General features: G+C 67.9%; 20 protein-coding genes and 1 pseudogene. 10 read left to right on the top strand and 11 right to left on the bottom strand.

Features of this window, described 5'->3' with window-relative positions; translation table 11 throughout:
* The first annotated feature begins 92 nt into the window (after positions 1-92).
* The 4 genes from WDM86_04350 to WDM86_04335 are packed head-to-tail and all read left to right on the top strand — an operon-like array spanning position 93 to position 1,733.
* On the top strand, positions 93-698 hold the full coding sequence (locus WDM86_04350; protein MEI9989249.1) for a hypothetical protein: 606 nt from the start codon (positions 93-95) through the stop codon (positions 696-698).
* A complete protein-coding gene (locus WDM86_04345) occupies positions 695-1,108 on the top strand; it encodes a hypothetical protein (protein MEI9989248.1) in 414 nt (137 codons plus the stop codon). The genes WDM86_04350 and WDM86_04345 overlap by 4 nt, the downstream gene beginning before the upstream one ends.
* Positions 1,084-1,362 carry a GMC oxidoreductase gene (locus WDM86_04340; protein MEI9989247.1) on the top strand — a complete coding sequence of 93 codons (279 nt, stop codon included), beginning with the start codon at positions 1,084-1,086 and terminating at the stop codon, positions 1,360-1,362. The genes WDM86_04345 and WDM86_04340 overlap by 25 nt, the downstream gene beginning before the upstream one ends.
* Complete coding sequence (locus WDM86_04335) at positions 1,359-1,733, top strand: hypothetical protein (GenBank protein MEI9989246.1); 375 nt, start codon at positions 1,359-1,361, stop codon at positions 1,731-1,733. Before WDM86_04340 ends, WDM86_04335 begins: the two co-directional genes overlap by 4 nt.
* On the opposite strand, the gene WDM86_04330 is transcribed toward WDM86_04335, so the two are convergent.
* The 8 genes from WDM86_04330 to WDM86_04295 all read right to left on the bottom strand — a co-directional run bounded on the left by WDM86_04330 (position 1,730) and on the right by WDM86_04295 (position 5,374).
* Positions 1,730-1,945 (bottom strand): DUF1801 domain-containing protein, encoded by a 216-nt coding sequence (locus WDM86_04330; GenBank protein ID MEI9989245.1) that lies wholly within the window; start codon positions 1,943-1,945, stop codon positions 1,730-1,732. The two genes, WDM86_04335 and WDM86_04330, sit on opposite strands and share 4 nt — an antisense overlap.
* Positions 1,946-1,947: 2 nt before the next feature.
* Complete coding sequence (locus WDM86_04325; protein MEI9989244.1) at positions 1,948-2,178, bottom strand: DUF1801 domain-containing protein; 231 nt, start codon at positions 2,176-2,178, stop codon at positions 1,948-1,950.
* Entirely contained in the window at positions 2,175-2,345 is a 171-nt protein-coding gene (locus WDM86_04320) for an SRPBCC domain-containing protein (protein MEI9989243.1), read from the bottom strand. The genes WDM86_04325 and WDM86_04320 overlap by 4 nt, the downstream gene beginning before the upstream one ends.
* A complete protein-coding gene (locus WDM86_04315) occupies positions 2,332-2,583 on the bottom strand; it encodes an SRPBCC domain-containing protein (GenBank protein MEI9989242.1) in 252 nt (83 codons plus the stop codon). Before WDM86_04315 ends, WDM86_04320 begins: the two co-directional genes overlap by 14 nt.
* Positions 2,580-2,885 (bottom strand): metalloregulator ArsR/SmtB family transcription factor, encoded by a 306-nt coding sequence (locus WDM86_04310; protein MEI9989241.1) that lies wholly within the window; start codon positions 2,883-2,885, stop codon positions 2,580-2,582. The genes WDM86_04315 and WDM86_04310 overlap by 4 nt, the downstream gene beginning before the upstream one ends.
* A gap of 132 nt (positions 2,886-3,017) precedes the next feature.
* Entirely contained in the window at positions 3,018-4,733 is a 1,716-nt protein-coding gene (gene pabB / locus WDM86_04305) for an aminodeoxychorismate synthase component I (GenBank protein ID MEI9989240.1), read from the bottom strand.
* Positions 4,733-5,176 (bottom strand): type II toxin-antitoxin system HicB family antitoxin, encoded by a 444-nt coding sequence (locus WDM86_04300; protein ID MEI9989239.1) that lies wholly within the window; start codon positions 5,174-5,176, stop codon positions 4,733-4,735. The genes pabB and WDM86_04300 overlap by 1 nt, the downstream gene beginning before the upstream one ends.
* Positions 5,177-5,194: 18 nt before the next feature.
* Entirely contained in the window at positions 5,195-5,374 is a 180-nt protein-coding gene (locus tag WDM86_04295; GenBank protein MEI9989238.1) for a type II toxin-antitoxin system HicA family toxin, read from the bottom strand.
* 169 nt (positions 5,375-5,543) lie between these two features.
* On the opposite strand from WDM86_04295, the gene WDM86_04290 reads away from it, so the two are divergent.
* The gene (locus tag WDM86_04290) at positions 5,544-5,993 is read left to right on the top strand and encodes an Hsp20 family protein (GenBank protein MEI9989237.1); all 450 of its coding nucleotides are present in this window, start codon (positions 5,544-5,546) and stop codon (positions 5,991-5,993) included.
* Entirely contained in the window at positions 5,990-6,241 is a 252-nt protein-coding gene (locus tag WDM86_04285; GenBank protein MEI9989236.1) for a DUF1150 family protein, read from the top strand. Before WDM86_04290 ends, WDM86_04285 begins: the two co-directional genes overlap by 4 nt.
* Before the next feature lie 83 nt (positions 6,242-6,324).
* Here the strand turns inward: WDM86_04285 and WDM86_04280 are convergent, their stop codons facing one another.
* Entirely contained in the window at positions 6,325-6,804 is a 480-nt protein-coding gene (locus tag WDM86_04280; GenBank protein MEI9989235.1) for a hypothetical protein, read from the bottom strand.
* Between the two features lie 16 nt (positions 6,805-6,820).
* On the opposite strand from WDM86_04280, the gene WDM86_04275 reads away from it, so the two are divergent.
* The 4 genes from WDM86_04275 to WDM86_04260 are packed head-to-tail and all read left to right on the top strand — an operon-like array spanning position 6,821 to position 8,660.
* Positions 6,821-7,660, top strand: a complete 840-nt coding sequence (locus WDM86_04275; GenBank protein MEI9989234.1) for a hypothetical protein — start codon at positions 6,821-6,823, stop codon at positions 7,658-7,660.
* A gap of 12 nt (positions 7,661-7,672) precedes the next feature.
* Positions 7,673-7,897 carry a LysR family transcriptional regulator gene (locus WDM86_04270; protein ID MEI9989233.1) on the top strand — a complete coding sequence of 75 codons (225 nt, stop codon included), beginning with the start codon at positions 7,673-7,675 and terminating at the stop codon, positions 7,895-7,897.
* Positions 7,891-8,238, top strand: coding sequence for a LysR substrate-binding domain-containing protein (locus WDM86_04265; GenBank protein ID MEI9989232.1), 348 nt, complete (start codon positions 7,891-7,893; stop codon positions 8,236-8,238). The genes WDM86_04270 and WDM86_04265 overlap by 7 nt, the downstream gene beginning before the upstream one ends.
* Complete coding sequence (locus tag WDM86_04260; GenBank protein ID MEI9989231.1) at positions 8,229-8,660, top strand: hypothetical protein; 432 nt, start codon at positions 8,229-8,231, stop codon at positions 8,658-8,660. Before WDM86_04265 ends, WDM86_04260 begins: the two co-directional genes overlap by 10 nt.
* Here WDM86_04260 and ptsN read toward each other — a convergent pair.
* Positions 8,620-9,092: pseudogene (ptsN, locus tag WDM86_04255) on the bottom strand (PTS IIA-like nitrogen regulatory protein PtsN). The gene WDM86_04260 and the pseudogene ptsN overlap by 41 nt on opposite strands.
* Positions 9,093-9,112: 20 nt before the next feature.
* Positions 9,113-9,442: a ribosome-associated translation inhibitor RaiA gene (gene raiA, locus WDM86_04250; protein MEI9989230.1), complete on the bottom strand. Its 330-nt coding sequence runs from the start codon at positions 9,440-9,442 to the stop codon at positions 9,113-9,115.
* Positions 9,443-9,449: the final 7 nt, after the last annotated feature.

Raw genomic sequence — 9,449 nt, 5'->3', positions numbered from 1 at the left:
AAGCGGCGGACTTAATTTCGACAGCGCCACCCAGGCGCTGTACGCCGGCACCACCAGCGGCGTGACCTATCTGCCGCTGGGACGCCTCGCGCATGCGCTATCTGGGCGGGAGCACCAATCACTGGGGCGGTTGGAGCCGGCCGCTCGATCCGATCGATTTCGAGAAGCGGTCCTGGCTGCCCTATTCCGGCTGGCCGTTCGGCATCGGCGAACTGAAGCCGCATTTCAAGCGCGCCCAGGCGCTGTGCGAATTGGGGTCGTGGGTCTATGACGGCGCGGCGGGCGCGGCAGCGGAGCTGGCGCCGCCGATGAAGCTGGCGGATGGCGGCGTCTACACGAGCTGGTTCCAGTTCTCCAAGACCCGCGACGGCATCCTGCCGACCCATTTCGGCGAGCGCTATGGCGAGGACCTCAAGCGCATTCCCAATCTGAAGGTCTTCCTGCACGCCAACGCGACCGCCTTGAACCTGACGGCGAACGCCGCCGCGCTCGACGGCTTCGACGTCGCCACGCTGGGCGGCGGACACCGATTCAAGGTCCGGCCGAAAGTGACGGTGCTGGCGCTGGGCGCGATCGAGAACGCGCGGCTGATGCTGGCGTCGAACGCGGTCGCGGCGGCCGGCGTCGGCAACCAGCACGACCTCGTCGGACGCTTCTTCGCCGACCATCCGATCCCGCGCGACCCGCGACCCTCGTGAACTTCGCGGGCGACCTGCCGGGTTATTACTTCAACGGCACGCAGGCGGCGGGCGCCATCCTGCGCGCCACGCTGGCGCCGACGGAAGACTTCAAGCGCGCGCGCCAAGTGACCGGATCGCTGTCGACGGTGGAGAATCCAATCGAGCTGAACGAGCTGGACAAGGCCGCGATCGTGACGGCGGCGCTGGCGGTCGGCGCGGAAGCGAGCAACGCCAAGGCGTTTTCCCTCGGCTGCGGCCTGGAGCTTCAGCCCGATCCGGAGCGGCGGCTGACGCTGACGCATGACCGCGACGCACTCGGCATGCCGCGGCTCAAGCTGACCAATCGCGTCGCCGACGCGGATTTCAGGCGCTATCGCGACACGATGAAGGAGCTGGCCGGCAATTGCTCGGCGCCGGCAGCGGCATGATCCGGCTCAACTACGACACGCGGGCGGAATGGGAAAGCGCGCTCGACTGGGGCGACCATCACCTGGGCACCACGCGGATGCACGCCGATCCGGCCCAGGGCGTGGTCGACGCCAATCTGAAAGTGCACGGCATCGCCAATCTGTTCGTATCGGGCAGCGGCGTGTTTCCGACCTATAGCGCGTCCAACCCGACGCTCAATCTCGTCGCCCTGACGCTGCGGCTGGCGCAGCACCTGCGCGGGGTGATCGTATGAGCCAGAAGGGATACAGCCGGCGGGCGGTGACGGTCGGCGGCGGCATCGCCGCGGCGCTGGGCCTCGCGGCGCTCGGCATCACCGTGCCGCGGCTGTTCGGGCGCCATTACCGCAAGACGCCCTATGACGATCTGTTCGCGCAGCTGGTCGACCGCGACGCGGCAGTGAAGGTCGGTGCGGCGGCGCGCGCGCAAGGCGCGCCGGTCGCCGCCGCGAGGCTGGCGAAGGAGGTGCAGCAGCGGCTGGACCGGCGCGCGCTGGCCGTCGCGGTGAACGCGGATCTCGCGGAGAGCCGGCTCGCGGAAGTCAAAGGCTGGGTGTTGCCGGAAACCCTCGTCCTTTTGTGCGAGCTCGCGGCGCTGGAAAGCTAGGCGCGTTCCCCGGTTTTTTTCGCGCCGGCCGGCGCCTTCTTCTTCGACTTGCTCCGATTGAGAGCGACGGCGGCGCGGACGAGGTCCTTCAGGGCGCGCGCATCGATCTTGTCGCCCTCGCGAAAATCGATCGCGCGTCTCGCCTTGCCTTCGAGGCTGGCGTTGAAGAGGCCCGAAGGATCCGCCAACGCGGCGCCCCGGGCGAAGGTCATCTTCACGACGCTCTTGTAGGTCTCGCCGTGCTGACGATCCCGTCATGCGACCACACCGGCACCCCTCGCCATTTCCATTCCTCGACGATTTCGGGATCGGCCTGCCTGACCAGGGCGCGCAGGCGGGCGAGCATCTCGCCGCGCCAGTCGCCCAGTTGCGCGATCTTCGCGTCGATCAGCCGCGAGGCTTCGCCGCCAGCGCCCTTCGAAGCGCTTTTCTTTCCGGTCGTCACGGCCGCGCCACGACCTGTTCCAGATTCGCGAAGAATCTCTGCCAGCCGAACGTGGCGCCCTGATAGGCGCGGTTCTGATCCGGCCGGAAGCCCGACTGCACCATGCGCAGATGGGTTCCCGTGCCCGTCGGCGTCAGAGTCCAGACGATGACGCTATCGAGCCCCATCGCCGCCCAGGTGTAGGACAGTGTCCTGTTCGGCTCGAACCACCAGGACCTCGCAATCGACGATGCCCCAGTCCGCGCGAAAATTGCAGCGGTGGCCGACGACGGGCTCGAAGTCGTTCTGCATGAGCCACTCCGCGACCAGGTGCGGCTGCGTGAGCGCGCGCCACAGCTTTTCCGGCGGAAAGGGGAATTCGCGTTCGACGGTCACGGAACGCGTTTCGCTCGCGGGGTCGCTCATTGGTCCATCCTCTTGAGAAGATCTTCGAGTTTGTCGAACCGGCCTTGCCAGAAGCCGGTCATGCGGCTCGTCCAGTCGATCAGCGGGGCCAGCGCGCGGAGCTGCGCGCTGTAATGCGTCTGGCGGCCTTCGTGGCGGTCGCGCACCAGCCCGGCCTGCTTCAGGATGCCCAGATGCTTGGAGACCGCCGGCTGCGAGACCCCGGCGCGCGCCGTCAGGGCCCCGACGGTCTTCTCGCCTTCGCGGCACAGCCGCTCGAAGATCGCCCGCCGGGTCGGGTCGGCGAGCGTTCGAAAGAGCATGTCGTGGACGTGCGGCATTCTCGATCAATAACTCGCTGGCTATCGATTAATACATAACCAGCAGGATATGCGTCAGTCAAGCCGGCATCGCTCAGCCCGTGGCCCGCGCCAGCACGGCCGGCTCGGCGCGGATCAGGCCGCGCAGGGAATTGCCCCAGCAGCACTTCGTCCGCATTCGCCAGATCGTCCGGCGTCAGCACCGCCTCGGCGCAGCGCCCCTGCTCGATCAGTTCGCGGCGCAAGACGCCGTCCAGCAGGCCGCTTGAGAGCGGCGGCGTGACCAGCGCGCCGCCGCGCCGCAGGAAGATGGTGCTCCGGCTGCCCTCGGTGAGTTCGCCGCGCTCGTTGCAGAACAGCGCTTCGTCGGCCGCGAGGCGTGCCGGTTCCTCGTCGTAGAACGCCCGCCAGGTCGTCTTGTGGCGCAACAGCACGTCGGTGCTGGCGACGCGATGCGGCGACAGCGCGAAGGTCCAGCGCGACGGTGCCGGCCCGAGCGGCGCCGCGGCGCAAGCGAAACCGCCCTGCTCGTCCAGCGTCAGGCGCACGCGCATCGGCTCGCGCGCCCGCGCGACCGCGCCCGATAGCGCCGCCGTCGCGGCGTCGCGGTCGAACGGGAGCGAGAGGAACGCCGCCGACGCCGCCATGCGCGCGAGGTGCCGGTCCGGGCGAACGAAGCCTTTGTCCCAGCGCAGCGTCTCGATCAATCCGATGGGCTCGCGGACGCTGTCGAAATAGCGCGCCTTGAGCAGGCATTCGGCATATTCGGCGTCGGCCTTCGAATCCTGCACCACGGCGCCGCCGATGCCGAGCGTGCCCTGCCCCGCCCTCGATCGTGATGGTGCGGATCGCGACGTTGAAGCTGGCCGAGCCGTCCGGCGCGAAATGGCCGATGGCGCCGCAATACAGGCCGCGCGGGCTTTGCTCCAGTTCGCGGATGATCTGCATCGCGCGGATCTTCGGCGCGCCGGTGATCGAGCCGCAGGGAAACAGCGCGCGCACGATCTGCTCGACGCGTGTCGCAGGCTTGAGCCGCGCGGTGACGGTGGAGACCATGGTGTGCAGGGTGGGATAGGTCTCGACGGCGAAGAGGTCTTCCACCGCGACGCTGCCGATCAGCGCCAGGCGGCCGATGTCGTTGCGCACCAGATCGACGATCATCAGGTTCTCGGCGCGATCCTTCGGCGAGGCGGCGAGCGCGGCCTTGGCGCGGGCGTCGGAGAGTTCGTCGGTGCCGCGCGGCGCGGTGCCCTTCATCGGCCGCGCCGCGATGCGGCCCTGCGGCGATATTCGAAAGAACAGCTCGGGCGAGAGGCTGAGGATGCGGCGTTCGCCATCGTCGAGATAGGCGCCGTGCGCCGCCTGGGCGCGGTCGCGCAGCCGCAGGTAAAGCGCCAGCGGATCGCCGGCGAAGGCGAAGCGCGAGCGGAAGCTGAGATTGGCCTGATAGATGTCGCCGGCGCCGATATAGCCATGGACCCGGGCGAAGCGGCGTTCATAGGCGGCCTCGTCCCATTCGTGACGCAGCGGGCCGGCATAGGCGCGGCCGGCGGCGGCGAGATCGGCGCGGGAAACCGCTTGCGGCGCATCGAACACGCCGAACCAGAGCAGCGGCGATCCATCGTCCGGCCAGCGCAGCGGGGCCAAATGCGGCTCCAGCGCATAGCCCAGCTCATAGCCGAACCAGCCCGCGACATGGCGGCCGGCGGCCAGCGCGGCCTCGATGCGGGCCAGGGCCGGCGCGACCTCGTCGGGCCGGCGGGCTTGAACGATCGCCTCCGGCGCCCCAAATCGCAGCAGCCGCTCGGCGCCGGGGGTCGCGTCGTCCAGGATGACGGTCGGGCGCGCCACTAAGTGAGTTCGCGATTGCGTTGGAGCTTTTCGCGGACGGCCTGGGCGAGGAAGCCGGACCGGCTCGCACCTTCGCGGCTGGCGGCCGCGTCAAGGCGGTCGACCAGCGCCTTTTCCATGGTGATGTTCATCCGCACGCTTTCGCCGGGGATTTCGACGCCGATCAAGGCATGCAAGGGCGGCGGATTTTGCTGCGCCACGATGGGAAGAACCCAATCCTGGTCGCGCTCGTTCACCCGCGAAGGCGCGGGCAATTCCAGTCCTTCGGCGAGCATGCCTTCGACGTGAAGCGCCAGTGCCTCGCGTCCGTTCTCGAGCGCGTCATGGGCGGTATCGCCTTGCGAGACCAGCCCCGGAAAATCCGGAAAGACAACGTCCCATCCGTCGCCGGGCCCGTCTCCCGGCGACTGATAGGCGATTGCCCGATAGTGACGGATAGCCATTCTATCTATTCCTCAACTTCAACCGGCCTGGCGCTCGATGGAGGCCAGCGTGCCGGGCTTGATGTCCTTCGAGCCGTGCATCGGCAGCGTGACCAGGCCGGGCTTGGCCGGGTGCTTGAGCTGCACATGCGAGCCCTTGGACCGCGCCTCGATCCCGCCATCGGCCTTGAAAGCCTTCAGGACCTCTCGCGCATCCATGTGTATAGAATACACACGGGCCGAAAAGGGTTCAATCCCTTGATTTGCCGGACGGGGTCCCCACATCCTATCGCAGACGCTGGCGCCGATAAGGGCCAGAAACGAATTCCGGCAGCTCCCAGCGAGGGCCGACAGAATACCCTAGGCCGCTTGAAGGAGGGCTTGGAACATGAATAGGAATGTTTACTTCAATAGCCCGTTTCTCCTGGGTTTCGAGCATCTCGAACGCCTGCTCGAACGCACCGCCAAAAGCGCCGGAGACGGGTATCCGCCCTACAACATCGAGCAGTCGGCCGAGGACAAGCTCAAGATCACGCTCGCGGTCGCCGGCTTCGGCCGCGACGAACTGGGCGTCACCGTCGAGGGCCGCCAGCTGGTCATCCGCGGCAAGCAGGTTGAGGCCACCGACAAAACGTTCCTTCACCGCGGCATCGCGGCGCGACAATTCCAGCGCGCCTTCGTGCTCGCCGAAGGGATCGAAGTTTCCGGTGCGGAGTTGGAAAATGGGTTGCTCACGATCGAGCTTGCCCGTCCAGCCGCCGACAGCGTCGTACGGACGATCGACATCCGGACACGCGCCGGCAAAACAAATGGGAAGGGCGAAGGAGATTTATCATGAGCAATGAACTGAAGATCGACGACGACACGCCCGCCTTCGGCGGCGGCCGCATCACCTACATCAAGCCCACGGGCGACGAAGAGGCCCACAGGCTGGGCCTGATCCCGCCGGGGATCACCCTTCCGCCGGGCGTGAAGCTCTATGTGCTGCACGCCGTGGACGGCAGCGTGCTCGGCTATACCGACGCCTATGACAGCGCCTATGGCGCGGCGGTGCAGAACGAACTGACACCTGTCTCCGTGCATTAGCCCCCCCTCCTGCGCGGAGAAGGTTCAACGGGAGAAGCCGGCGGCCGAAAGGCCGCCGGCTTCTTTCGTTTGCGCGGCGCGGGTCAGGCGGGCACGGCCGCGCGGCGCCGCGCCAGGAGTGCGTCGAAATTGGCTTGTTCGAGAACCGCGAAACGCGCCGCGGCCGCTTCGCCGGTGATCGACAGGTCGGGGTCGAGGCCATCCGCGAGGCGCTCGAGCTGCATGTTGTGCCAGGCCAGGAGGTGGAAAAGGTTCACCTCCACCGCCGGGGCGCGGTCGATCTCGCCGGACAAGAGGCGCGCCGGCGCGAGCGGATCGACGATCAGCGGCCGGCCGAGCCCGACGACATCCAATTCGCCGGCCTTCAGGGAATCCTCCATCAGGGACGCGGTGCGGAAGCCGCCCGTGACCATGACCGGCATCCTGGCGACCTTGCGCACCGCGCCGGCGAATTCGACGAAATAGGCCTCGCGCCGGATCGTGCTTTCGCGCCTTGCGTCGACGCCTTCGTCCTTCAGCGACACACCGACGATCTTGGGCTGTTCGAGCGAGCCGCCCGACAATTCCAGCAGGTCGAGCGTGGAGCCGTTCAGCCATTCGACCAGTTGCAGGCATTCCGCATTGGTGAAGCCGCCGCGCTGGAAATCCGAGGGCGTTGAGCTTGATCCCGAGGGGAAAGTCCGGGCCGACGGCGTCGCGCACCGCGGCGATGGTTTCGAGCAGGAAGCGCGCGCGATTCTCCAACGTGCCACCCCAGCGGTCGGTGCGGCGGTTGGCGAGCGGGCTGAGGAACTGGGAGATGAGATAGCCATGCGCGGCATGCAGCGCGACGCCGGTGAAGCCGGCGGCGCGGATCTGGCGCGCGGCGTAGGCGAACTGGCCGATGGCGTGGCGGATCTCGGCCTCGGTCATGGCGCGCGGCCGGGCGAAGGAGAATCCCGCGCCGCGGACGACATCGATCTCGACATCCGAAGGGGCGAGCGGCTCGGGGTTGATGGCGCTGTGGACCTGGCGGCCGGTGTGGCCGAGCTGGGCCCAGAACTGCGCGCCGCCCGACGTTCCGGCCGCGGCGAGTCTTTTCAGCGCGGCCATGCCGCTCTCGTCGTCGGCGACGACGTTCAGCGGCCGTTCGAGGTGGAAACGGTCGACCTGGATATTGCCGGAGAAAAGAAGTCCCGCGCCGGACGACGCCCAGCGCCGATAGAGGGTTTCGAGGCGGGGGGTGGAATGGTTGTCGGCATCGGCCAGGCCCTCGCTCATCGCCGCCTTGGCGATCCGGTTGGGCAAGGTCGAGCCGTTGGGCAGGTCGAGCGGCTGGGACAGGAGCGATGGCATAGGCGGTTTCCGCTTTGGGTTCGCCCTAGACCTCGCCCCTGTGCGGTTCTCGAAAAAGGGCGTAAACATCAAGAGACTGATTAGCCGTGCTCAATAATGATCGACCGACTGGACGATTTGCGGCTGTTCGTGGCCATCGTGGAGCGCGGCTCGCTGACGGCCGCCGCCAAGGCGCTGGCGCTGACGCCGGGCGCGGTCTCGCTGCGCCTGACCGCGCTGGAGAAGGCGCTGGAGACCAATCTGCTGCGGCGCACCACGCGGGCGGCTGCAACTGACCGAGCCGGGCGAGCGCTTCCTGGAGACCGCCCCGCCGTGTGCTGACCGATGTCGACGACCTGCAGCAGGAATTCGTCCATGAGCGCGGCAGCCTGAAGGGCCTGGTGCGCGTCACCGCGCCCTGGGACATGGGCCGCAATTACGTGGCGCCGGCGCTCGACCGGTTCATGGCGGCCCATCCGGGCGTGACGACCAGCCTGGTGCTGTCGGACACGACGCTCGACCTGAACGAGGCGGGCATCGACATCGCCGTGCGGTATGGAAGGCTGCCGGACAGCCTGCTGCATCTGCGGCGCATCTCCACCAACCGGCGCCTCCGGTCGCGGCGCCAAGCTATCTCGACCGCGTCGGGCGGCCGAGCCATCCGGCCGACCTGTTGCGGATGAACTGCATGGTCCCTGCGCGCAACGGCAGGCGGTTCGACGACTGGCCGTTCCTCGGCGACGGCGCGGTGACGACGCGCAAGGTGTTCGGCGACCGCGACGCGAATGACGGCGACCTGCTGCGGCGCTGGGCGATCGAGGGCAAGGGCGTGATCCTGAAATCCGCCTGGGACGTGGTGGAGGACATCGAAAAGGGATTGCTCGAACCGGTCCTGGTGGAACAGTGCCCGTGCGAGGTCGATCTGCAGATCGTGATGCCGGCGACGCGCCACCGGCCCTGGCGCGTCACCGCGCTCGCCCGATCACCTGACGGCGATGCTGCGCGGATTGGACAAGCGCCTGGAACGCGTCGGCTTGAAGCCGCGCGGCGCGGGCCCGTGACGGTCAGGCCGCCTGCTGGCCGCTGGCGCCGGTCGGCTCGGTGAGGATGGCGTAGAGCGCCTCGGCGGTCTTGGCGGCGCGCAACTTCTCGGTGGCCTGCTGGTTGCGCAACAGGCGCGAGACGCGGGCCAGCGCCTTCAGGTGATCGGCGCCGGCGCCTTCGGGCGCCAGCAGCATGAAGACGAGATCGACGGCTGGTTGTCCACCGCGTCGTAGTCGATCGGCGATTCCAGCCGCGCGAACACGCCGACGATGTCCTTGAGATCGGCGAGACGGCCGTGCGGGATCGCGATGCCCTGCCCCACCCCGGTGGTGCCGAGGCGCTCGCGCTCCATCAGCGTCTCGAAGATCTTGCGCTCGGGCTGGCGCACCAGCGTGGCGGCGCGCGCCGCGAGCTCCTGCAGGAGCTGCTTCTTGCCGTGAACCTTGAGCGTCGCGACCACGCCGGAAGGCTGGAGCAGATCGGAGATCTTCATGAGCGACCTTTTCGATGCCGTCAGCTCGCGGCGCTTGCGCGCGCGCGGGCCTTGGGGTGATGGTTCTTGAGCTTGCGCTTGTATCGACGAAGCTGGGCCTCGATGTGGAGAAACGCCGTGTCGAATGCCCGATGCGCGTCGGCTCCCTCGCCTTCCGATTTTATGATCGTCTTGGAGTCCAGATGCAGCGTGCAGTCGACGCGGTAGAACGGACCGGTGTGGGAGAACACGACATTGGCGTCGGCGCCGCCGTCGAAATGCTTGGCCACCGTCTCTTCGAGGCGCGCCCGGACCCCGGCCGGAAGCGTCTCGCCGATCTGGACCTGCTTGCCTGAAACCCGTACCCGCATGGCCTTC

It is taken from the genome of Rhizomicrobium sp. (genome assembly GCA_037200045.1).
Lineage (GTDB): Bacteria > Pseudomonadota > Alphaproteobacteria > Micropepsales > Micropepsaceae > Rhizomicrobium.
This window is presented reverse-complemented; position numbering and strand designations above follow the sequence as displayed.